21 protein-coding genes and 1 other RNA gene are annotated in these 24,578 nt (G+C 43.2%); 6 read left to right on the top strand and 16 right to left on the bottom strand.

Translation table 11 applies throughout. The features are described from left to right. Positions 1-120: 120 nt before the first annotated feature. The 8 genes from HMPREF1532_RS14735 to HMPREF1532_RS14700 form a co-directional block, all read right to left on the bottom strand. Complete coding sequence (locus HMPREF1532_RS14735; protein ID WP_005931128.1) at positions 121-3,027, bottom strand: golvesin C-terminal-like domain-containing protein; 2,907 nt, start codon at positions 3,025-3,027, stop codon at positions 121-123. 48 nt (positions 3,028-3,075) lie between these two features. Beyond that, complete coding sequence (locus HMPREF1532_RS14730; protein ID WP_005931125.1) at positions 3,076-3,801, bottom strand: tyrosine-protein phosphatase; 726 nt, start codon at positions 3,799-3,801, stop codon at positions 3,076-3,078. Between the two features lie 84 nt (positions 3,802-3,885). Further along, the gene (locus HMPREF1532_RS14725) at positions 3,886-5,877 is read right to left on the bottom strand and encodes a glucosamine-6-phosphate deaminase (protein ID WP_005931122.1); all 1,992 of its coding nucleotides are present in this window, start codon (positions 5,875-5,877) and stop codon (positions 3,886-3,888) included. A gap of 164 nt (positions 5,878-6,041) precedes the next feature. Then, positions 6,042-6,818 carry an amidohydrolase gene (locus tag HMPREF1532_RS14720; protein WP_025819545.1) on the bottom strand — a complete coding sequence of 259 codons (777 nt, stop codon included), beginning with the start codon at positions 6,816-6,818 and terminating at the stop codon, positions 6,042-6,044. 44 nt (positions 6,819-6,862) lie between these two features. Continuing rightward, a complete protein-coding gene (locus HMPREF1532_RS14715) occupies positions 6,863-7,417 on the bottom strand; it encodes a lysophospholipid acyltransferase family protein (RefSeq protein WP_005931113.1) in 555 nt (184 codons plus the stop codon). A gap of 2 nt (positions 7,418-7,419) precedes the next feature. Continuing rightward, a complete protein-coding gene (locus tag HMPREF1532_RS14710) occupies positions 7,420-7,689 on the bottom strand; it encodes a hypothetical protein (protein ID WP_005931110.1) in 270 nt (89 codons plus the stop codon). A gap of 229 nt (positions 7,690-7,918) precedes the next feature. Beyond that, complete coding sequence (locus HMPREF1532_RS14705) at positions 7,919-9,085, bottom strand: dipeptide epimerase (protein ID WP_005931107.1); 1,167 nt, start codon at positions 9,083-9,085, stop codon at positions 7,919-7,921. 75 nt (positions 9,086-9,160) lie between these two features. Further along, positions 9,161-10,138 carry a C40 family peptidase gene (locus HMPREF1532_RS14700; protein WP_005931104.1) on the bottom strand — a complete coding sequence of 326 codons (978 nt, stop codon included), beginning with the start codon at positions 10,136-10,138 and terminating at the stop codon, positions 9,161-9,163. A 126-nt stretch (positions 10,139-10,264) separates the two neighbouring features. On the opposite strand from HMPREF1532_RS14700, the gene rnpB reads away from it, so the two are divergent. Continuing rightward, an RNA gene (gene rnpB, locus HMPREF1532_RS20595) (RNase P RNA component class A) lies at positions 10,265-10,672 on the top strand. Between the two features lie 27 nt (positions 10,673-10,699). After that, positions 10,700-12,019, top strand: a complete 1,320-nt coding sequence (locus HMPREF1532_RS14695) for a YihY/virulence factor BrkB family protein (RefSeq protein WP_005931102.1) — start codon at positions 10,700-10,702, stop codon at positions 12,017-12,019. Positions 12,020-12,058: 39 nt separating this feature from the next. Here the strand turns inward: HMPREF1532_RS14695 and HMPREF1532_RS14690 are convergent, their stop codons facing one another. From HMPREF1532_RS14690 to pstC, 6 genes are all read right to left on the bottom strand, one after another. Beyond that, positions 12,059-12,595, bottom strand: a complete 537-nt coding sequence (locus HMPREF1532_RS14690; protein ID WP_005931099.1) for a nitroreductase family protein — start codon at positions 12,593-12,595, stop codon at positions 12,059-12,061. Positions 12,596-12,621: 26 nt separating this feature from the next. Next, positions 12,622-13,218 (bottom strand): riboflavin synthase, encoded by a 597-nt coding sequence (locus HMPREF1532_RS14685; RefSeq protein ID WP_005931096.1) that lies wholly within the window; start codon positions 13,216-13,218, stop codon positions 12,622-12,624. 438 nt (positions 13,219-13,656) lie between these two features. Continuing rightward, positions 13,657-14,346 carry a phosphate signaling complex protein PhoU gene (phoU, locus tag HMPREF1532_RS14680; RefSeq protein WP_005931095.1) on the bottom strand — a complete coding sequence of 230 codons (690 nt, stop codon included), beginning with the start codon at positions 14,344-14,346 and terminating at the stop codon, positions 13,657-13,659. 62 nt (positions 14,347-14,408) lie between these two features. Continuing rightward, a complete protein-coding gene (pstB, locus tag HMPREF1532_RS14675; protein WP_005931094.1) occupies positions 14,409-15,155 on the bottom strand; it encodes a phosphate ABC transporter ATP-binding protein PstB in 747 nt (248 codons plus the stop codon). 218 nt (positions 15,156-15,373) lie between these two features. Then, complete coding sequence (gene pstA, locus HMPREF1532_RS14670; protein WP_005931092.1) at positions 15,374-16,249, bottom strand: phosphate ABC transporter permease PstA; 876 nt, start codon at positions 16,247-16,249, stop codon at positions 15,374-15,376. Between the two features lie 151 nt (positions 16,250-16,400). Continuing rightward, positions 16,401-17,597, bottom strand: coding sequence for a phosphate ABC transporter permease subunit PstC (pstC, locus tag HMPREF1532_RS14665; RefSeq protein WP_025819538.1), 1,197 nt, complete (start codon positions 17,595-17,597; stop codon positions 16,401-16,403). A gap of 263 nt (positions 17,598-17,860) precedes the next feature. On the opposite strand from pstC, the gene HMPREF1532_RS14660 reads away from it, so the two are divergent. From HMPREF1532_RS14660 to HMPREF1532_RS14645, 4 genes are all read left to right on the top strand, one after another. Next, positions 17,861-18,676 carry a PstS family phosphate ABC transporter substrate-binding protein gene (locus HMPREF1532_RS14660; RefSeq protein WP_005931088.1) on the top strand — a complete coding sequence of 272 codons (816 nt, stop codon included), beginning with the start codon at positions 17,861-17,863 and terminating at the stop codon, positions 18,674-18,676. A gap of 98 nt (positions 18,677-18,774) precedes the next feature. Continuing rightward, positions 18,775-20,517, top strand: a complete 1,743-nt coding sequence (locus tag HMPREF1532_RS14655; RefSeq protein WP_005931086.1) for a glutamine--tRNA ligase/YqeY domain fusion protein — start codon at positions 18,775-18,777, stop codon at positions 20,515-20,517. A 113-nt stretch (positions 20,518-20,630) separates the two neighbouring features. After that, positions 20,631-22,124, top strand: a complete 1,494-nt coding sequence (locus HMPREF1532_RS14650) for a tetratricopeptide repeat protein (protein ID WP_005931084.1) — start codon at positions 20,631-20,633, stop codon at positions 22,122-22,124. 23 nt (positions 22,125-22,147) lie between these two features. Further along, positions 22,148-22,789, top strand: coding sequence for a DedA family protein (locus HMPREF1532_RS14645; protein ID WP_005931082.1), 642 nt, complete (start codon positions 22,148-22,150; stop codon positions 22,787-22,789). A 91-nt stretch (positions 22,790-22,880) separates the two neighbouring features. Here HMPREF1532_RS14645 and HMPREF1532_RS14640 read toward each other — a convergent pair whose 3' ends face one another. Further along, entirely contained in the window at positions 22,881-23,765 is an 885-nt protein-coding gene (locus HMPREF1532_RS14640) for a DUF3078 domain-containing protein (RefSeq protein WP_025819534.1), read from the bottom strand. A 171-nt stretch (positions 23,766-23,936) separates the two neighbouring features. Further along, complete coding sequence (tpx, locus tag HMPREF1532_RS14635) at positions 23,937-24,440, bottom strand: thiol peroxidase (RefSeq protein ID WP_005931078.1); 504 nt, start codon at positions 24,438-24,440, stop codon at positions 23,937-23,939. Positions 24,441-24,578: the final 138 nt, after the last annotated feature.

Genomic DNA, 24,578 nt, shown 5'->3' with positions numbered 1-24,578 from the left:
AAGATAGAATTTTTTAGTGATTAATGGTAAATGATGAATAATTAATTGCTAACCCGTTTATGAATCATTCATCATTTAACATTCGCCATCTTCCATTAAGAGTCTATTTGAATTTTCCTCTTAAAAGGATTTATCATCAAAAAAGTTTAGCACTGCCGCCATAATTGCGGCCCGATCAGCTTCCGACTCTATACTTTCAAAAGGAAATCCCATTACAAACGTACGGTAATCTCCACGATAAGCAATACCGGCACTCTGCTTTCCCGGATGATAGGTAAATACGGAAAAAGCTGGAGCTACAGGGACGATACAGTCCGGTGCAGTTACCGCATACATTTTCTCGTTAGGCAAACGGGGAATCGAAACAGTACGCCCCAATCCATCGATCTGTCCGGAACGATTATCCCGAAGCGATTCCTGATAACCATATTTTAATACTTTCTCGGTAAATTCCCGATTCCCTTGCGAAGTGCTCATGTCACTTCCCACATAAGAACCACTGACTAATATATTCCCTCCCGACTGACAATAGGCAGTGATGATCCGTTGCATAGCCGAAGAAAAAGTCTTGTAATAAGCCCGGTCGGTCGTATTCTCCTTTTCCAGCCCCAAGATGTAATCCACAATCGGGTACTCTTCCAATTGTACTCTTTCGTTTTCTACCGCCTCATCGCTACACGATACAAAACTATATCGTCCCGTCGCCTGAATCGCCTTTCCATGAATAAATGAATAATCGAAAGTATTTCCGATGATTTTCATACCTTCCAACTCACTGCCGCTATCTCCCAGACTCCCCTTTCCTTCCTTACCGGCTTGCTTACGGTCAAAACCGGTCTGCGGACCACAAAGAGAAATATTGTATAAATAAGGAACTCCCGGATCTTGCTCCAAATCGAAGCCGGCAGTGGTAGAAGTATTGATAACGGCAGGTCCGCTTAAGCGATCGAAACCATTAACAATAAGAACTTTTCCTTTTTCGTTCTTTGCTTTATAAGCCGATAAAATCTCAGAAGGGAAACTTTCACCACCACGGTTCACTGCCGTAACTTTGAACGAATATACAAGTCCCGGCTCTATTTTGACCACATGCGACGTTTTATTTACCAATACTCCATTATCAAAACCACCATAACCGACACGGGTATATACCATATACTCCCGCGGGGTAGCCGTTGGCTCAAGAGGATCATTTTCTCCCTGCCAGGATAGTTCCAGTGTATTCTTTTTCTTCCCGAAGCGGATCGCAAAATTACTCACTGGAAGCGGTTGCACAACAGACTCTTTCCCATGTTGACTATTTATGAAACGGAGTACCCCCTTATAAATAGCACGCCCTACCGTAAACTTAAAATTAGGATCATGTCCCAACTGCATATCGGCAAAATTCTGATGTGACAACAATTCTATAATGGTGGAAGGAACAGAAGGTAAACGCGTTTCACTATAATTCCGGTTCCACATGCTACGGCGTGTCCAGGGGATATTGTAGGCAGCACGAATATCATTCTGTATTTGAGTCAGTAAAATATCCGACAAGTCGCGTGAAGCATAACGGTCTATCCCCGTATTCAACTGCCCGTTATTGAAATCCGTCGTATATATCCCCAGTGAACCGATTATTTCGTCCGTCCTGCTATGCCCTGCATCGCTATGCAAAGCAACTGCCATCTCCAACGGTACTCCCAATCCTTTCTCTTTGGGATTAAACACCGACCCTCCGGACAAATAATTCAATGCATTAGAACGTACATTGATGTCGTCGGTATAATCATTTTCTCCTTTCTTGCCGGCATATACCTCGTAAGGCATACCACCCCATTGTGCTGAGTAACGTGCTCCCTCCAGATAACGCGGCAATCCACTGACATTACCACCTCTCGAAATATTACCCATACCACCGCCAAAACGTACTGCATCTGCACATACTACCCCGTCCTCCTTACTCTCATTGCTGAGCACCACCATGCCATAATCGTTATTACCCTTATCAAATTCAAAAGTTCCTAAGTAGACCCAAGTCCCCCCACCTATTTGCTGGTTAACCTTAAATTCGGTAACTCCCCCCTTGTGAAAAACAAGATATTTAGCATCGCTCACACTATTGGGCAATGTCTGATAAGAAACATATACAGCATAATTACCACTCTCCGGAATAGTAGGGATCCACTCCGCAAAAGCCTTATTCTTTTTCTTTTCGGTACGGGCATAACGGGCAGTACCGTCCAAAAACGGATTCTCCCCATCTCTATAAACACGTTTCGTCCGGGCAAAACCTCTTTTAGCGGCTACTTCCCAACGAGCTTTACGACTTTTCACTTCCAGATAGACAGACCCGTCTTTCGTGTCATTATCAACAATCACTTCATTCTTCTGCGTATCACGCTCACGCGGAGTAAATACATTGGCGCCTGCATTCTCAAGCATCGGAATGACATAAGGAAGAATAAAGGACTGGGTAAATAAGTCCTCAGTAGTACAGAAAAGCCGGGGACGCTGCCATCCCCACTCTCCTTTATCGTTTTTAAAGTACTGTCCATGACTTTGCCACAAAGCGATATGACGATTGTCCAGTCCACGCGAAATTTCATAGGGACGTGACATATTCTTCACCCATGGCGCCCCTTTATAATCAATATTCAAAGAAAGACGTGTCTTATCCTTTTTCTTTTTTCGGTAAACATTAGGAATGAGATCTTCAATCGGTTTACCGTCAGCATAGATCGTGACATCAAAAAAACGTACAGGACCGGGAAGAAGATTTTCCACCTGATTATAAATATTCTCTACTGTTTCCGGGAGAAAAGGCTGGTAGGCAAAACTCTCGGAAGCTTGTATCGTCAGTCGTTTACGGTCAAAATCAATCTCTACACTCTTGAGCGCGGGTCGGTTGATTTTTGCAGAAACAGTGGTATAATTACTGAAGAAATCAGTTAGTCGCTCTTCTACGTTCTTTTCGATGGCCTGCGCAAAGAGCAGGGATGTCCCTGCAATAAGGAACAACAGGAATAGGCATAGTTTTCTCATAAAACTCCAATCATTTACCATTTATCCGCAAAAATAGAGTAAATTCCTCTATTCTGTGTATAATTCACGTAGTTTATCCAAATCCACTTCAAGGTTATCGATCAAGTACCTTTCTATTCCTCCAAATTCTTCGTCTATTACCCGGAATGCAGTTTCCAAATACTCTTTTCTTACGGTAGTCAACGGCTTCAACTCCGGATGCTCCCGAGTGATGAATTCATATTTTTTGGTGATATGTTCTGCAGACAGCATATAATCCTCCGTTACAGTCTCACGATCGACTCCCAAAGCCGACAATAACAATGCGGCAGCGATACCGGTCCGGTCCTTTCCCGCAGAACAATGAAAAAGAAGCGGAGCGTTTTCTTTCTCCGACAGGATACTGAAAAACTCTTTGTATACATCCTGCATATTCCGGATGATATATGCATACACTTCCTCCATAACGGCGCTCAGATTATTTCTATCAAAATGGGTGATACCACTCATATCGCCCGCTTCAATTGATAAGGGTATGTGCTTGGACACAGTTTGCGGCAAACGGTCTATGGCGGCGTTTTTCTCTACTTCACTCCTGAAGTCGATAACCGTACGCAATGGCAATAAAGAGAGATAATCTAAATCCATTGCAGTCAGTTTATTCATATCGTCCGAGCGGAAAAGCATTTTCCATTTTACACACTTGCCATAAACCGTACGATAGCCACCCAAGTCACGCATGTTATAAGCTCCCGCCATAGGAAGCAACCGACAGTAAGTTTCTTCTTTCTTCATATTAGTAGTTTTTTTATTGATAAACAAAAAAAGAGTGAAGAATTCCCGACTCTTCACTCTTCCTTTATGATTCTTTACTAATTGTTATAGCGGAATATACTCCACGAATGCTTCCATTGCCTCATAAGAAGCAAGACCCAGATTATCGTAAAGTGCAGCCGTACCACGGTTACGGTCTTCGCTACGTTGCCAGAACAGACGTTCGTCGTTACCTAAGAACGGTGCGCTCTCCATCTGTGACTGATGTTTCAAAATAGAATTACGTTTAGCACGCAACTCTTCCGGGCTGATAGGCACTGCCATCTCAATATTTTCGATTTCCCACTCTGCCCACGCACCACGGTACATCCAGATACGGCAGTCTTTCAGCCACTTGGCACCTTCCTCCTTTTCCAAATCAATAGCAGCAAACACAGCATCCGTACAAACACGGTGTGTACCGTGCGGATCGGCAAGATCGCCTGCTACAAATATCTGATGAGGTTTCACTTCACGAAGCAAATTACGTACGATTTCCACATCGGCTTCACTGATCGGATTCTTCTGAATTCTACCGGTTTCATAGAACGGCATATCCAAGAAATGGCAACGATCCAACGGAATATTATTATATGTACAAGCCGTCCGGGCTTCACCACGACGAATCAAGCCTTTGATAGTCAATATATCGCGTGAATCCATATCACCGTCCTTCTTTTCCTTAAGGAACTTACGGATTTCCGTATATTTCTCATTGATTACCTGGTCTTCGCTGTTATTGAATATCTGGTTGAAACCATTGATAAAGTGCAGGAAACGAATCACTTCCTCATCCCCTACTGCAATGTTACCCGATGTCTGATAAGCTACATGCACTTCATGTTTCTGCTCTACCAAACGGCGGATGGTACCTCCCATAGAAATCACGTCATCATCCGGATGCGGAGAAAATACGACAACACGTTTCGGGAACGGTTTGGCACGTTCGGGACGATACGTATCGTCAGCATTCGGTTTTCCACCGGGCCATCCGGTAATAGTGTGCTGCAAATCGTTGAATATCTTGATATTCACATTATATGCCGAACCGAAGAGAGCCAACAATTCGCTCAAACCGTTTTCGTTATAATCTTTATTAGTAAGTTTCAAGATCGGTTTACCTGTCAATTGGCATAACCAAACGATAGCACTACGAATCAGCTTGTCGTTCCATTCACAGGAAGTCACCAGCCACGGACGCTGGATACGCGTCAGGTTGCTGGCAGCCGAAAGATCGATCGCTACATGTGCATTGTTGTGCGTCTGCAGGTAAGAAGCGGGAATCGTATCCGTGATAGAACCTTCCACACATTCTTTTATCATACGGGCCTTGTCTTCACCCCATGCCAGAAGATATACTTTCTTGGCTCCCAAGATTGTAGACACACCCATTGTAATAGAGCTGATAGGTGTATTATCGATAGTTCCGAATATTTTGGCAGCTTCGTTACGCGAAGCACTATCCAATAAAATCAGACGAGTGGTAGAATTCAAACGCGAACCCGGCTCATTGAAAGCAATATTACCTACACGACCGATACCTAACAGGGCAATATCAACCCCTCCAAAACTTTCGATACGCTGCTCGTACAAACGGCAATATTCCAGAATCGTATCTTTTGCAATGCTTCCATCCGGAGTAAATACATTCTGCTTATCGATATCCACATGATCCAGCAACATTTCTTTCAGAGCATTGAAATTACTGTTGATGGCATCAGAAGACAGAGGATAATACTCGTACATATTGAATACGATCACATTGCGGAAACTCAAACCTTCCTCTTTATGCATACGAATCAATTCCGCATACACATTGCGCGGAGAATTACCACCCGGCAACGCCAATACACAGAAGCGCCCTGCTTTTTGTTTATCGCGTATTACTTGTGCTATTTCACAAGCGATGTGATTGGCACCTTCTTCTACAGATTCATAAATATCGGTAGGGATTTTTTCAAGTCGGGTCAATACCGACCGTTCAAATGCATTCTCCGGTCTGTAGTATCTGGGGGAGACCCTGTTGAGAGTGATTTGAGAACTTAAGTTTGTTTTCATAAATTCTTTAATTAAGTTATGTTAGATTCAAGTCGTGCGACTGTTTTTCTGAACGACAAAGATACAAAAGAAGTTTATTATAAAAACTACCTTATTGTAGGTATTGTTGCCGAGAAAGAGCAATTTTAACGTTTGTTTATTTAACCAAAGAAATATGTAGGAAGCTAAAGCCGGAAAGCATCTGCATCTTTCCACACAGGAAACTTATCGCGCAATTGCTGCAAAGATATCAGGCTGAGCGAAACGGTTTCAATACCTTCTTCCCCATCCGGGACAGAAGCCAGGGGTTCTCCTTTTGGAGAAAAGACAACACTGCCTCCATTATAAATGAGTTTATTACCATCTACGCCTATGCGGTTCACCCCGCACACATAACACATATTTTCCAATGCACGGGCACAAAGCAAAGTATCCCACGCCAATCTTCTTGCCTGGGGCCAGCTCGCCATATATATCAGCAAGTCATATTCATTGTTTACATTCCGGCTCCATACCGGAAAACGCAAATCATAACAGACCAGCAGACAAATATTCCACCCCCGATAAGAAATAATCAGCTTATTGTTTCCGGCAGAGAAATATTCCGCTTCATTCCCCATACGGAAAAGATGTCGCTTATCATAATAGAATTCTTCCCCTTCCGGGGTAATAAAGAAAGCACGATTGTAATAATTACTCCGTTCGCTACAAATAAAACTGCCACAAAGGGCAAGCTGAAAATCAGCCGCCAATTCCTTTAAAATACGTACTGTAATTCCGGATACCGGTTCTGCAAGTTCCCGGCTTTTCATCGTGAATCCCGTAGAAAACATTTCCGGCAAAACAACAATCTCCGTTGTTCCGCGAAGAGCATGTAGCTTTTCACGAAGCATACGGAGATTTTCCTGTTTATTTTCCCAGGCTATATCTGTCTGAACGATTGAAATTTTTAATGGATGCATCATTTCGTTAAACACCAGCCTTTCCGTTTCTGATTATTACTCGTTTATATTTCGCCAATGGAGAAATTTTCCGGATATTTCCCTTTGAAATTCTTGAAATAAAGTTTGATTTCGCGCATATCCTTTTCAATATCTCCCGTAGGCATAATGGCTTTGGTGGAAGATATTGTTTTGGTAGCATAATCTATGCCGATAAGTACAATAGGGACTTGCGCCTTCAATGCAATATAATAGAAGCCTTTCTTCCAGTTCGGATTTCGTTTGCGTGTACCTTCCGGCGTAATAGCCAAATGGAATTTCTTGCTATTGGCAAACTGCTGCGCCATCTGGTCTACTAATGATGTCTTACGTTTCCGGTCCACCGGTATGCCGCCCACAGCTCTAAAGATAAGTCCTAAAGGAAAAAAGAACCATTCTTTCTTCATCATGAAACTGGTTTTGCGTCCGATAGCTCCATAAAACAGTTTACCGATAAACAAGTCTAAATTGGTAGTGTGCGGTGCCGCACAAATAACACATTTATCATAATTGGGCACCGTCACATTTGTTTTCCAGCCTAAAAGGCGATAGTAAATAAAGCTATAAATTGCTTTTTTCATTCTCAGTTCAATTTCGAGATGGCATCAATAATTTCATTTACTTTTGCATTGAAGTCGGAACGGAACTTTTTATAGAATCCTTTTACATTACCCGGCTCAGTATGACTGATACGGCTAACGAATTCATCCTGCATTTTCAGGATTTCAGCCATAATATCTTCTGCTTTTGCCTTGTCCGTTCCCGGAATAAACATAGCATTGACCAAACACTCTGCAAATAATTCTCCCGAAATATAATTTACTGATTTTTTAAGTTCTCTTCTACTTGCCATAAGTTCTTCTTTTTTAGTGTGAATATTGAATATATGAGCGGTAAAGATAGGAACTTTCTTCGGCTTGAACAAATAAATAATTAAATAATAAGACAGTCAATGGGTAATGGATTAATGAAAGAATGAAAAGAATGTATCAATGCGCCAATTGCTCTCCATCCCCGAATAACCCACCGGCATATTTTTTTTCATTCTTTCATTCTTTACATTCTTTCATTAACCCATTACCTCATAGCATATTGTCACATATTAAATCAACTCCGATTCCCGGCAAATCATTGAGAGTGATTTTACCGTTTATAACTTCCATGCCTTTAAAGCGGTCATTGGAGATAAGAAGGTTACCATCCAAATCGGCAAAATCAACAACCGGAGAAAGCTGTGCTGCGGCCGATACAGCGCAAGAAGTTTCAGTCATACACCCTACCATTACTTTCATATCCAGCGCACGTGCCAGCGTCACCATCTTCCAGGCTTCGCGCATGCCGGTACATTTCATCAACTTGATATTTATCCCGGTAAAAGCACCTTTCAAAGCGGTCACATCATTAAGGCGTTGTAAAGACTCATCGGCAAATACCGGCAACGGACTTTGCTGGGTAATCCAGGCAATATCATCCAATTGTTCTTTGGGCATAGGTTGCTCGATCATCACGATGCCCTGTTCTTTTAACCAATGAATCATATCGAGCGCATATTGCCGGTCCGACCATCCTTGATTGGCATCGACCGCTATCGGCAAAGCACTCACAGAACGAATCGTACGAATCATCTCTTTATCATTATCACGCCCCAACTTAACTTTCAATATATTAAACTGTCCGGCTACTTCCCTGGTTTTCCCGCGCACCACATCAGGCGTATCGATACCGATAGTAAAAGTGGTAGAAGGAGTCTTTTCTTTATTCAGTCCCCAGATTTTATACCAAGGAGCTCCTAACAATTTTCCAACCAAATCATGCAAAGCTATATCGACTGCTGCTTTGGCAGCTGTATCACCCGGACTGAGGCTGTCGACGTATGCCAGGATATCTTCCAACCCGAACGGATCGCTAAACTGCTCCAGATCGACTTTCCGCAAAAATGCCATTACGGTATCCACCGTCTGACCCAGATAGGGCGGCATAGAGGCTTCGCCGTATCCGGTCACCCCTTCGTACTCTATCTCCACCTGTACATCGGGAGTCGTAGTGCGCGAATAAGAAGCTACGGTAAACACATGCTTCAACTTAAGCTCGTAAGGAAAAAATCTCATTTTCATCCTGCCTCCCTTACCGAGTTTATTGACAGAGAAAAGAGCCGGACCCGATTTTCCGGCAAACACATTATGAATACCTAAGCCGGAACCAATGGCAGCTAAAGTGGCCGTCTTAAGAAAGTCTCGTCGATTTTGCATAATATACACTTTTTAATGAGGAATGAAGTGCTTTTAGTAACAGGTAGCCGACAGTTCCTATTCTTCACCCGTCATTTAATTATAATATGGATTCGTAAAGGTCGTATTCAATTCTTTTTCCTTATTTATATAAGGCAAGAAACGAACGGCATGGAGCAACCGGCCGGTATTGAATGCATCGTATTCTTTATCTTCCGGATTGAAACTGCTGATGTGCACATCGCCCAGCGCATGTATAAACATCTTATTACCCAGATAAATACCGACATGAGACACGCTTTCCTTTTTGTCTGCCGTTGCTTTCCGGCCGAAGAATATAAGATCACCCGGCTCTATATTACTGAAATCGGAAGCAATACCGATACGCTGCCCCACATAAGCCTGCTGTGAAGCATCCCGGGGAATAATGATATCGTGCATAAAGAGCACCGTCCGCACCAGACCGCTACAATCGACTCCCTTCGAAGAAGTGCCTGCCCATAAATAAGGAATACCTATCATTGTATACGCTGTACGGATAATACTTTGTGCATCCATTTTCAATTCAGAACGCCATTTTGTTTCCGGCTTGGCTATCGATTTGGAGATATAAGCCAATCGGCCGTCAGGATAAGAAACCCGATAGAAATGCCCTTTACTCCCCTCCCATTTCAAACGATTACCCGCCACTACATCCGAAACAGTCTGTGCATGTTCATTCGGCCGCTCGTATGTAAAACCATAATGGGCCGTCACAATAATTTTCTCCGCACGGTTCCACTCGTCATACCTCTGTTTAGACATGGGGGTAACCACCAGCCGGTGTACCCATCCGGTATAATCGTCCGGTGTCTGAATCTCATACCAACCGGTATATTGCAACACCTTCACCGGCATTCCCAGCAAAGCCTGAGTAGTCATACCGGAAGTAAATTTACCCTCATCCCGCATATTACAAACGGAGACATTGACAATAGCATAAGCTGAATCGGCAAAAACGGAACAAATTTCTCCTGCTTTCATGTTTGAAATCATGAAACACCACAGAATAATAAAAAGGATACGTATCTTCATTGAATAATGCCTTCTAACTTCTACACAATTAATAGCAAAGATAAGAATTGAACGAACAATAAAGAAGAAGTTTGTGTTTGTTTTTTAGCAAAAAACAAATAATTGACGTACTTTTGCACTCATAAAGCAGTTGGCCGGCCTGTCGCGTGCGTTTCGGCGCAGGAGGAAAGTCCGGGCAACACAGAGCATCCTACTTCCTAACAGAAAGCTGTCCGCGAGGGTAGAGTAACGTAGAAGAAAACGACCGCCCCTCTTTCTTCGGGGAGAGAGGTAAGGGTGAGAAGGCGGGGTAAGAGCCCACCAGCCGCATGGTGACATGTCGGGCTGTACGTCTTAGGAGTTGTAAGGTCATGTATACCGGCGTTATGAGAGTTGCTCGCTCCATGTCGGAGGGTAGACCGCTAAAGTGGTATGGTGACATGCCACTCAGATAAATGACAGGCATCTTGTTGAATGAACGGATTTAAGGAATGAAAAAAATTAATACTTTCATCCAACAGGATACAGAACTCGGCTTACAGGCTGACTGCTTTTTTTCAACTATAATTCCAAATGAATGCCATGAAGAAAAAAATAACCGATATATGGAAATTCATCACTTATGATATCTGGCGCATCACGGAGGACGAAGTGACCAGAACCAAATTTTCGGTTTATAACGTCATTAAAACCATTTACCTCTGTATCAACCGCTTCACGAAAGACCGTATCGTCAATAAAGCCTCTGCATTGACATATAGCACACTGCTTGCCATTGTGCCCATACTCGCCATCGTATTCGCCATTGCGCGGGGATTCGGCGTATCCACCATCATGGAGCATCAATTCCGCAACGGCTTTGGAGGGGCAACGGAAGCTTCCGATACGATCCTTGAATTCGTAAACTCTTACTTATCACAAACCAAAGGCGGAATTTTTATCGGAGTGGGTTTAATCATGCTGTTATGGACAGTCATCAATCTGGTAAGCAACATCGAAATTACATTCAACCGCATCTGGGGAGTAAAGAAAGCAAGAAGCATGTATCGCAAAATCACCGATTACTTCTCCATGTTCCTATTAATGCCTATTCTGATTGTCGTATCAGGCGGTCTTTCTATTTTCATGAGTACTATGCTGAAGCAAATAGAGGATTTCGTATTGCTGGCTCCTATCATAAAATTTCTGATACGGCTTATCCCTTTCGTACTGACTTGGTTTATGTTTACAGGGCTTTACATCTTTATGCCCAACACGAAGGTAAAGTTTAAGCATGCACTCATTTCGGGTATTCTTGCCGGTTCTGCTTATCAGGCATTCCAGTTCCTATACATCAGTAGTCAGTTATGGGTATCGCGCTACAATGCCATTTATGGAAGTTTCGCCGCGCTGCCGATGTTTCTGTTATGGCTGCAAATATCCTGGACCATTTGCCTGTTCGGTGCCGAACTGACTTATGCCGGACAGAACCTCAGAAACTTCAGCTTCGATAAAGATACACAAAACATCAGCCGTCGTTACCGCGACTTCATATCTATTCTTATCATGTCTCTCATAGCCAAACGTTTCGAACGTAACGAGCCACCTTATACAGCCGAAGAGATATCAGAAGAACACCAGATCCCGATCCGGCTTACAAACCAAACGTTGTATCAATTACAGGAAATCAACCTGATACATGAGGTAGTAACCGATCAGAAAAGCGAAGAAATCGCCTACCAGCCCTCTATGGATCTCAACCAATTGAATGTAGCAGTAGTACTTGACCGGCTGGATACCTATGGCTCCGAGAATTTCAAAATCGATAAAGAAGTGGAATTCAGTGATGAATGGCGGATTCTGGTGGAATCAAGAGAAGAATATTACAAGAAGGCAAGCAAGGTATTACTGAAAGAACTGTAAAATAGTGAGTAGTGATACCACTACTCACCAGTCACTATTTCAGTATTTATTATATGAGACCACCTTCTCCCTTGCCTTGCGGATTTTCTTCCGTTTCTCTTTCAGAGGATAGCCGATAATGATATCGAGCAGCAACCGCTTGGAAGAGGGAATACCAGTCAGTTGCTTGATCTTTTTTTCATCAAACCAGCCAAGAATACATGAGCCTAAGCCTTCGCTTTCTGCGGCAAGAACCATATGGGAAGCAGCAATGCCTATGTCAATCAAAGGGAAATGTTTGTCTTTCACTTTCCCTCCCAGCAGAGAGGTGATATTGGCAGATTCTTCTACAATCAAAATATGTACGGGAGCATCTTTAGCAAACTTATTCATTCCCAATCCGGCGGCCGCCCTTCCCACTTTACCGGCTAAATCCTTATCTGTGACTACCACAAACTTCCACGGTTGCGCATTACAAGCCGAAGGAGCCAGACACCCCGCTTCTAATATACGAACTAACTTTTCCGGCTCTACCGGACGCTCCTTGTCATAAGCACGGTCGCTTTGCCGGGAATTGACTAATTGCTGAAAATCCATGTGACTTATAAATTATGATTCATCAATCAGACAATCATCCGACTGATATATTTACCGATAATATCAAACTCGATATTCACTATGCTGCCAATAACGAAAGTATGGAAATTGGTATGCTCATAAGTATAAGGTATGATAGCCACCTGGAAGGTATCATCCGTAGGGTTACATACTGTCAGACTAACACCATTTACCGTTACCGACCCTTTGTCTACAGTAATATATCCACGTTTCGCCATCTCTTTGTCAAATGCATATTTGAACGTGAAATACCAACTTCCATCCGCATCCTTTATATCCACGCAAGTAGCGGTCTGGTCCACATGTCCTTGCACGATATGCCCGTCCAAACGGCCGTTCATCATCATGCTACGTTCTACATTCACCTTGTCACCTACCTTCAGCAGCCCGAGATTGGAACGTTCCAGAGTCTCTTTCATGGCAGTCACGGTATAGGTATCATCAGTAAGATCAACTACTGTCAGACACACCCCATTGTGTGAAATACTTTGGTCGATTTTCAGTTCATTCACAAACGAACACTTGAAGGTAAAGTGTATATTCTCCTGGTCTTTCACCAGTGCTACAAGGGTAGCATATTCTTCTACTATTCCGGAAAACATAAAGCGGTTTATTATTAATAATTTAACGATTCACTATCTATGATTGAAGAATACGCTTCAAAACATACTCATTAATCATAGATGCAAAGATACAAAATTGAAACCGATAAACGTGGACTAAACAAATAATCTGTGTTAATTGTTATGAGCTATAGACGCAAAAAAAATGGGGCTTTTCACAAAGCTCCATTTCTCAGTTTTCAATAGGTATTAGTTTTTTTTTAAGGTAAAAAGATTGTTTTCAGGATAACGGTGCAAATATAGGTCCTTTTCCTGTTATGAACCAAATTATAAAACATGTCTTATAACATCTTTTTGAAAAATCTTTGGATTTATTATCATTTCAAGAAAAATCTCCTGTAACTTACCCGTTACAGGAGACAAATATAGAACATTTTTTTAAGTAGCACTAATTTTTGTATAAAAAGTTTCAAAATGTTACTTTTCCTGATAGTGTTCATCCGTCTTTCCGCTGTGCTTGAGCACCTTTGCATCAATGAAGAACACAATTTCTTCGGCAATATTCGTTATATGGTCTCCGGAGCGTTCCAACTTACGGAATACACTGACAAGATTCAGACAGGAAAGCATGCTTTCCGGATGTTCTTTCATATAGCCGGCAAGAACGGAGGTAGCCCCGGCATTGATTTCATCCAGAAGATTATCCTTCGCAAAAACCGATGTTGCCAATTCGATACTTTCCTCATTCAAGGCACGTTTTGCCAGTTCGAGCATAGAGAGCACCTCCCCCTGCATCTCCTCCAAACGCAGATGTTTCAGTAAGTCCGGGTCCAATGCAGGCTCTTCACACTTCAATACGAAACGGGCAATTCCTTCGGCAAAATCTCCCAGGCGTTCCAGATTGGTATTTATTTTGAGCATTGCAAGCACAAAGCGCAAATCAATGGCTACCGGATTATACAAAGCAATCACATCCTCCACATCGCTGTCTATCTTAAGCTCAAAAGCATTCACCCGCCGTTCACGGACAATAACCTGTTGAGCCAACTCTTTATCGAGCGTGAGTACAGCCTCTCCTGCCCTATCCAACTGATTATAAACCAGTGTCCACATTTCGTCAATCTCTTTTTTAAGCAGAATGAGCTCCGATTCTATAAACTTTACCATAGTATGAAATAATTAAAAATTTAAAAATTAAGGAATACCGGACCCGACATCCACATAGATTCCTACCCAAACCTCCCGGTAATATAATTCTGTGTTGCCTCTTTTTCCGGATTTGTAAAAATTTTCTTTGTATCGTCGTATTCCACCATTTGCCCCAGATAGAAGAAAGCCGTTTTATCACTAACGCGGGCAGCCTGCTGCATATTGTGCGTCACGATCACAATGGTGTATCGCTCCTTCAACTCATGAATCAGCTCCTCCACCTTTGCAGTAGAAATGGGATCGAGTGCGGATGCCGGTTCATCCATCAACAAAACCGTAGGAGAAACAGCCATTGCACGGGCAATACAAAGGCGCTGCTGCTGTCCGCCGGAAAGAGCGTACGCCGACTCCTTCAACTTATCTTTCACCTCATCCCAAAGCGCAGCACCTTTCAGGGTCTCTTCCACCCGTTGACGGATGAAAGCATTGTCTTTCACTCCATTTACACGCAAGCCATAGGCAACATTTTCAAAAATACTTTTCGGAAAAGGATTCGGACGCTGAAAAACCATTCCTACGTTTTTCCGTAGTTCATCTACTTCTATCCCCTTATCGTAGATATTCTCACCATTGATACGGATTTCTCCTGTCAGACGGGTGGCAGGAATCAAATCATTCATACGGTTAAACAGGCGGAGAAAAGTAGATTTACCGCATCCGGAAGGGCCGATAAAAGCAACTACGGACTTCTCTTCTATCTCCATACTGATCCCTTTCAAAGCATGAAAGTCACCATACCAAAAATTTACATCACGGGCATTTATCATAAAAATATCATTCTTTTTATTTACAATTAGACGATTTACAATTTACGATTGATATTACAACTGTCTTGAATTGCATCGCATTTCGTTTCGAGTTGTATTGCAATTTATAGTACCGTAAATCCATTTATCTCCAATTGTAAATCGTCTAATCATAAAATCTCTTTATCTAACTTCAATCGTAATTCGTAAATCGTCTAATCGTAAATCCATCTGTCTCTTTAATTTGTTCTTACCTTTTTCTCAAAATATCTTCTTAATGCATTTGCCAATAAATTTATCAGCAATATGATCACAATCAGTACCAACGCCGTGCCATAGGCCAACGGTAGCTGGGCATCCATATCTGTCCCACTGGTCGATATCACATACAGGTGATAGGGCAAGGCCATACACTGATCTAAAATACTTGTAGGCAACTGCGGCAAGAAATAAGCCGCACAAGTAAACAATATCGGAGCCGTTTCGCCGGATACACGTCCCAAAGCAAGAATCAGTCCGGTTATGATATTAGGAACTCCCATCGGTAAAATAACATGCCAGATAGTCTGTAATTTAGTAGCCCCCAAAGCCCGGCTTCCCTCGCGTAAACTATCGGGAATCGCCTTCAAGGCCTCTTCCGTAGTACGGATCACCAAAGGTACACAAAGCAATCCCAGTGTCAGCGAACCGGCCAGTATGCTATCGCCAAAACCAAGATAGTTCACAAACAAAGCCATACCGAAAAGCCCGAATACAATAGACGGAATACCACTCAGATTATTTGTCATCACACGTATAAAACGAACGAGTTTCCCTTTCGGAGCATATTCATTCATATAAATGCCACTCATCACCCCCACCGGAAAAGCGAAAAGCGCACTACCTACCATCAGATAAAATGTACCTACAATAGCGGGCCAGATACCTCCTCCCGTCATACCATCGGTAGGTGCCGAAAAGATAAAATCCCAACTGATGACACCGACACCTCTATATATAATGAAACCCAATATCGTAAAAAGAATCAAGACGATGCATACACTCAACAAACGGAATATTCCGAAAGCGATCTTCTGCGAACGGCGTTTGGCTTTATTATTACTTGTTATTTCCATCTCTATTTATTTTTCTTTTTCATCTGATACACTGTCGGCATTCATTTGATATATTGTTAGCATACATCTGATATATTGTCAGCATTCACTTGATATAGTGTTGGTTCGCATCTGATATATTGCTAACCTTCATCAAGTGTACTATCCGTTTTCATTTGCTGCGTTTCACACCTTTGGACGAAATATATTCCACGCTAAAATTGATTATTAATGTAATAAAGAACAGCACTACCCCCAGCAAGAACAAAGCCTGGTAATGAGGGCCTCCTGCAGGGGCTTCTCCCAGTTCGGCAGCAATAGTAGCGGGAATGGTGCGCAGAGGTTCCAGAATAGTAGTCGGAATCACCGCAGCATTTCCGGTTACCATCAGCACGGCCATTGTTTCACCGATAGCACGGCCGATGCCCAGTACCACCCCCGAAGTTATGCCGGAAATAGAATACGGAATAACCACTTTATAGGTAGTCTGCCATTGCGAAGCTCCCAAAGCCAGACTCGCTTCACGCATGGCTCGCGGACAATTACGCATGGCGTCTTCCGTAACGGTAATAATGGTAGGCAATGCCATGATAGCCAGCACAATGCTTCCTGCCAACCCGCTCTCTCCCACCGGGAGATCGAACACCTTCTGTATAAACGGCACTATTACAATCAGCCCGAAGAACCCGTACACCACCGATGGTATGCCACTCAACAATTCAATAACAGGTTTCAACCATTTACGCACTTTCGAACCGGCTATTTCGGACATATAAATAGAAACCGAAAGTCCGAAAGGCAACGCTATAAGAATCGCAAAAAGACTCACCCACAACGTGCCCGTAATCAAAGGTAAAAAGCCGAATAAAGGCGCCGGAGTTGCCGTAGGAAACCACTCAGCGCCTGCAAACACGTCTTTCACAGAAATCGTATTGTCTTTGATAAAATGCACCTGTTCCGGTTCGGTGATAAACTGCTGCGGAACAAAAGCAACAATTCCCGGAGTCTTTTCAACCAGTTTCGTAATACATGCCCCGGCATGTTGATAAGCATCCCCCAATTCTTCTTCCGTATAATACCGGGTGATATCCTCCAAACGGAAAACCCGGATAGGGAGATTCTCCCCACCGAGTTCTTCCCAGTTCGTTATCTCTTCATCGAAAACATCTTTTATCTGAGCCGGACTCAGTTGATTGACCTTATTCTCCTTATTCAAAGCGAGAACATATCCTTCTTCTATCACTTTACTGCCAAACAGCCCGAATGCTTCGGTAAACAAGAACAGTACGATAAGCAGGATCGTAATACTTGTAACAAAACCGCTACAAGTCAATATTCCTTCCACTATCTTTTCAAAAATCTTCTTCATACCTGTTGATTTCTGATGCAAAGGAAAGGGTATTATGTTAAGACGGTGTGAACATCGTTTGAAGGAATTGTTTCAAACATATTACAATCCTGTTACAATGAATACCGAAGAAGATTTTGAAACAGCAATGTAACATCTTCTCCTTTAATTTGCCATCGCAATCAGTCATTGCCCCCATAAATTATCATTCATAAAACCCATAAGTTGAATCTATTTCAAATAATAGTCAGTTCATGTATATTAAATCATAATTCATCATTCCCATGAAAGTAAAAAGTATATTATTTCTATTTTTTTCCCTTGCCATTACCAGTCTCCATGCCCAACGCATCAAGGGTAGTGATACCGTCCTTCCGGTTGCCCAGCAAACTGCAGAGCGTTTCATGAACAAACATGCCGATGCGCGCGTCACCGTCACCGGAGGCGGAACCGGTGTGGGTATCGCCGCATTGATGGACAACACAACAGACATTGCCATGGCTTCCCGTCCCATCAAGTTCAGTGAAAAGATGAAAGCTAAAGCCGTCCAAACAGATATAGAAGAGACGATTGTCGCCTATGACGCCTTGGCCGTGGTGGTGCATCCCTCCAATCCGGTAAAACAGCTTACACGTCAGCAACTGGAAGACATCTTCCGTGGTAAAATCACCAACTGGCAACAGGTAGGAGGTGAAAACCGGAAAATCATCGTTTACTCCCGCGAGACTTCTTCGGGAACTTACGAGTTCTTCAAAGAAAGCGTACTGAAGAACAAGAACTACATGTCCGGCAGCCTTTCCATGCCCGCCACCGGTGCCGTGATTCAATCTGTCAGCCAGACCAAAGGTGCTATCGGCTATGTCGGTCTGGCCTATGTATCACCACGTGTCAAAACATTAGCCGTATCCTACGATAACGGCATGCATTATGCCCATCCCAGTGTGGAAAACGCGACAAATAAAACTTACCCTATCGTGCGTCCCCTTTACTATTACTATAATGCGAACAACAAAGAAGCAGTAGCCCCTCTCATCGACTTTATTCTCTCCGGCGAAGGACAGGATATAATAAAAAAGAGCGGATATATTCCGGTGAAATAAGGATATACGAAAAAAATATCATACTTTTGTAGCATATTTGGTTACGAGTCATCTTCAGCAGTTATTATCTCTCGTAACTCATAACTTATTTAAACGCTATGACAGATATTAAGGACGAAGAGGTTACAGGCGAAAAGAAAAGCCTCAACTTTATTGAGCAAATTGTAGAAAATGATTTAAAAGAAGGTAAAAACGGAGGAAAGGTGCAGACACGTTTCCCGCCGGAACCGAACGGCTACCTTCATATCGGCCATGCCAAGGCTATTTGCCTTGATTTCGGTCTGGCAGCCCGTCACGGTGGCGTGTGCAACCTTCGTTTCGACGATACAAACCCGACCAAAGAGGACGTAGAGTATGTAGAAGCCATCGAAGAAGATATCAAATGGCTGGGTTTCGAGTGGGGAAATGTGTATTATGCATCCGATTATTTCCAGCAACTCTGGGACTTTGCCGTACGGTTGATCCAAGAAGGAAAAGCCTACATCGACGAGCAGACTTCCGAACAAATCGCCGCACAAAAAGGAACTCCCACCCAACCGGGAACCGAAAGCCCTTACCGCAACCGTCCTGTCGAAGAGAGCCTTACCCTGTTCCGCAAGATGAACAGTGGCGAGATCGAAGAAGGTGCTATGGTGCTCCGTGCCAAAATCGACATGGCAAACCCGAATATGCACTTCCGCGACCCGATTATCTATCGTGTGGTGAAACATCCTCACCACCGTACCGGAACCACTTGGAAAGCCTACCCGATGTACGACTTTGCACACGGACAAAGTGACTTCTTCGAAGGAGTTACCCATTCACTCTGTACGTTGGAGTTCGTCGTGCACCGTCCACTGTACGACCTGTTTATCGACTGGCTCAAAGAAGGCAACGACCTGAACGATAACCGCCCCCGCCAGTACGAATTCAACAAGTTAAACCTCAGTTATACCCTGATGAGTAAACGCAACCTGCTTACTCTGGTGAAAGAAGGCTTGGTGAACGGCTGGGACGACCCCCGTATGCCTACCATCTGCGGATTCCGCCGTCGCGGATACTCCCCGGAGTCCATCCGTAAGTTCGTTGATAAAATAGGATATACCACCTACGATGCGCTTAATGAGTTCGCGCTGCTGGAAAGTGCCGTTCGCGAAGATCTGAATATTCGTGCAACCCGTGTTTCCGCCGTATTGAATCCGGTAAAATTGATAATCACCAACTATCCCGAAGGCAAAGTGGAAGAGCTGGAAGCCATCAACAATCCCGAAGATCCGGAAGCCGGAAGCCATACCATCGAATTCAGCCGTGAACTGTGGATAGAACGCGAAGACTTCATGGAAGATGCTCCGAAAAAATATTTCCGAATGACTCCGGGCCAGGAAGTACGTCTCAAAAATGCCTACATCGTGAAGTGTACAGGCTGCAAAAAAGATGAAAACGGAACGATAACCGAAGTGTACTGTGAATACGACCCGCATACCAAAAGCGGCATGCCCGATGCAAACCGCAAGGTCAAAGGGACACTGCACTGGCTCAGTTGCGCCCATTGCCTGCCTGCCGAAGTACGCCTTTACGATCGTCTCTGGAAAGTAGAAAATCCACGCGACGAACTGGCCGCCATCCGCGAAGCCAAAAACTGCGAAGCCCTGGAAGCCATGAAAGAGATTATCAACCCCGATTCATTGCAGATACTTAACCGCTGCTACGTCGAAAAATTCGTAGCCACCCTGCCTAATCTCTCTTATCTGCAATTCCAGCGAATCGGTTATTTTAATATAGACAAAGACTCCACTCCCGACAAGTTAGTATTCAACCGTACCGTAGGGTTGAAAGATACATGGGGGAAAATTAACAAATAGTGATAAGCGATAAGTGATAAGTGATTAGTGCAATGCAGCATATAGCGTAGCCTACTAATCACTAATCACTTATCATTACATTATTAATTACTAATCACTTATCACTACATCACATGGCAAGAAAAAATAATTCATCTGATAAAGATCAGGAACTAAACGAACTCATAGCCGACTACGAAACGGCGAAAAAAGAAAACAAACCACTTTATCTGGATGGAGACCAACTCGCGGATATTGCTGACAGATATGCCCTCAGTCGGCGCTTTGATGAAGCACAGGAAGTAATCAGCTACGGCCTGGAACTTCATCCGGGACATACCGACCTCATGGTAGAACAGGCTTATCTGTATCTGGACACCATGAAACTCCAGAAAGCCAAGAACGTAGCCGAATGCATAACCGAAAACTACGAAACGGAAGTCAAGTTGCTGAAAGCCGAAATCCTGCTGAACGAAGGTAATCTGGATGAAGCGGAAAAATTGCTCGATTCTATTGAAGACAAGGAATCGCTAAACACCATTCTTGATGTGTCTTACCTCTATATGGACATGGGATATCCCGAAAAAGCATTATCGTGGCTTACGCTCGGCATAGAGGAATACAAAGAAGAAGAGGATTTTCTGGCCGCTATGGCGGACTGTTACCGCAGTGGCGATCACGACGAGCAAGCAATCTATATCTATAACAAACTGATAGATAAAAATCCTTACGACCCGTCCTATTGGACCGGATTGGCCAAATCTCATTTTAACCGGCAAGAATTTGAGAAAACCATTGAAGCCTGCGATTTTGCCCTGGCTGCCGATGAGAATTTTGGAGAAGCCCACCTCATGAAAGCCCATAGCTTTTTCCACTTGGAGAATGAATCGAAAGCTATCCAAGAGTATCAGTTGGCACTCAAAGGCCAAAGTATTCCTCCCGAATTCGCCCATATGTTTATCGGATTGGCCTACACTCATCTGGAAAACTGGGAACTGGGCTATCAAAACTACGAACGGGCTTTAAAATTTATCGGAGACGAGGAATCCCCTATCTTGACAGATATATACAGCAATGAAGCATACTGCCTTTCCAAAATGGGTAGATATGAAGAGGCTCATCAAATCTGCGAAAGAGCAAAGGAAAAGACGCCCGAAAGCGCAGAACTCTATCTACAGGAAGGATATATTTATCTGGAAGAAAAAGAAATCGATAAAGCAAAAGAGTCTTGGAAAGTTGCCATACGCTGTGCCCCCGAAGCGGAAACACTGATACGAATAGGCAATTACTATCTAAATTGCAATATGTTGGAGAATGCACGCATGTGTCTCGAAGAAGCCAAAAGATTAGAACCGGAACATCCGAGTATCGATATCCGCCTGGCTTCTCTCTGTCTGATCCAGCAAGATTATAAAGGATTCGAAAAATACAATCAGCTACTGGATCCGCCTCTCAACCTACGAGATGTTCAGGAAGCCATGGCTTTGGATTGTGTCGATGGGGGCATGCGAAAGAAAATCGATCAATTTATACAGGAAATCGATGAATTCAAGAATGAGGATTCGGATGAAGACGAGGATGAAGATGAAGATGAAAATGAATATCCGGATGAAAAAGAAAATGATTAAAACCCAATATTAATAGAAAGCAAATGGAATCTGTAGCCTTTATTCAATGGTGTCTCGATCACCTTAACTACTGGACTATTACTCTGTTAATGGCCATCGAGAGTTCTTTTATTCCTTTTCCGTCCGAAGTGGTCGTGCCTCCTGCCGCCTACAAAGCAGCAGTAAACGATGAGATGAATGTTTATCTCGTAGTATTGTTCGCTACTCTCGGTGCAAATATCGGAGCGATCATCAACTACTATCTGGCCTACTGGCTGGGACGTCCCATCGTCTATAAGTTTGCCAACAGCCGTTTCGGACATATGTGCCTTATCGATGAAGCTAAAGTGCAACATGCCGAAGAATACTTCGACAAGCATGGAGCTCTTTCCACTTTTATCGGCCGTCTCATTCCTGCCGTACGTCAGTTAATCTCCATTCCTGCAGGACTGGCACGTATGAAGCTCGGCACTTTCCTGCTATACACCACTCTTGGTGCCGGTTTATGGAATGCGATCCTTGCCGCCATCGGATACAATTTAGCATCCGTTCCGGGTATCGAAAGTGAAGAACAGCTATTGGCACGCGTAACTGAATACAGCCATGAGATAGGCTATTTCTTTATCGCCGTCGGCGTATTCATCGTTGGTTTCCTGATTTATAAAGGAATGAAAAAAGGAAAATGATTTCCGAATTATGAATTCTGATTTATGAATTACAACTGCGTTGTCATACCGCATGGCATAATTCATAAATCAGAATTCATAATTCAATCAGTCAGAAATTAAATTGTAACCCCACTCCTAATATTTCTTTGAACTGCACTCTCGGTCCTTTCGTTCCGTCTTTCTGTGCAATTTTCACATCATCATCATACACCAGATTAGTGGTCAGAGTAGTCGAGAACCATTTATTGATGGCCATATTGATCTGTACTTCCCAGTTCACGTCGATATTCTGCGGTTTGTGCAGGTAATCGGAATATAAATCCAGACGAGAATAAACCGTCATATTCTTCATGAATTCATACCGCACTTCCCCTTTCAGATTAGCTCCGAAACTGGATAACAGATGCTTTCCCGGATCTACCCCATAAGCCCCTTCATCGGACAGGCGATCGTTCAGCACAAACGTTCCGCGCCAAGAAGCCGGTGACAACACCACGGTGAAAATCTTATTCGGTTCATAAGTAAATCCCAATCCGGTGGTGAGATAGGCAGGGGACATAAATTCGGAAACAGAAATATCCTTGCTTATACTATAATCATATCCGGGCGAGAATTGCGTCTGGAAAGTAGCAAATGCACTGGCATACCAGCTTTTTGCAATAGAATATCCGTAATTAGAGTTCAGGTAGATTTTATCATTGGCTTTCTTCGTCCCGTCTTCGCCGGTCCTGTTCAATCCGTAAGCCAGTTCAAGCCGGTTGTTCCAAAGATGTTTTCCTTTTTTATAATTGGCCTGATAAGCGCCTTGAAAGTCAAAAGCTACGGAGTTATCACCACCGGCAGCCCAGTTTGTCAAACTTACTTGGGTCAGTTTCAACCCTAAATTTCCTTCTCTCGTCCATGGAGAAGTACCTTCTGCCGTCTCCGTTTGAGCCGACACTGTCCCTACACCCAGAAATGCCAGGGCGATGAACCACATTTGTTTTTTATTCATGTTGCTTGGTTTAGGTTATTGATACCTTTTAAAAAAAACACAACCTAACAAGAACTGAAGATCCGGCGAATTACCGAATCCATAGGCCAGCTCCTATTAGGTCAAAATTTTCAAAACCCATGCCCATCCTTAAGCTATGGGCACGGATACGCTCTTTTCATAATGCCTTTTCTATTCTTTCACGGCGGCTAATGCCTTCTCATAATCAGGCTCCTGAGTAATCTCCGGCACGAGTTCCGTATAAGCTACCGTGCCATCTTTGCCAATCACCACTACCGAACGCGCCAGCAAACCTGCAAGCGGACCATCGGCCATGCGTACACCATAGCTTTCGTCAAAATCCGAATAACGGAAATCCGACAGAGGAACCACATTTTCGATGCCTTCTGTGGTACAGAACCGAGCATGTGCAAACGGAAGGTCTTTAGAGATAGCCAACACCACCGTATCTTTCAATCCGGCTGCCATCTTATTGAACTTACGTACCGAAGTAGCACATACACTTGTGTCAAGACTCGGAAAAATATTAAGAACCACATTTTTGCCTTTCAGATCTTTCAGAGAGAAAGAAGACAAATCAGTTTTCACCAGCTCGAAATCCGGAGCTACTTTACCTACTTGTATAAATTCACCGATCAGTTTTACCGGTTGTCCTTTGAAATTTGTTGTTGCCATAAAGATATTTACTATTTAATAATTTATTATTCTTAGAGAATCCGGATTTTCATCCGTTTGAATATACAACAATTAAAATTCACAATAGGTTCACAGAAAAAAAACCTTTTCCACCTTTATTTGTTACTTTCCTAACAA

The sequence above is a fragment of the Bacteroides salyersiae WAL 10018 = DSM 18765 = JCM 12988 genome, from assembly GCF_000381365.1.
GTDB classification, from domain to species: Bacteria; Bacteroidota; Bacteroidia; order Bacteroidales; family Bacteroidaceae; genus Bacteroides; species Bacteroides salyersiae.
The sequence above is the reverse complement of the archived record's forward strand: the minus strand, read 5'-3'. Positions and strand labels throughout refer to the sequence as shown.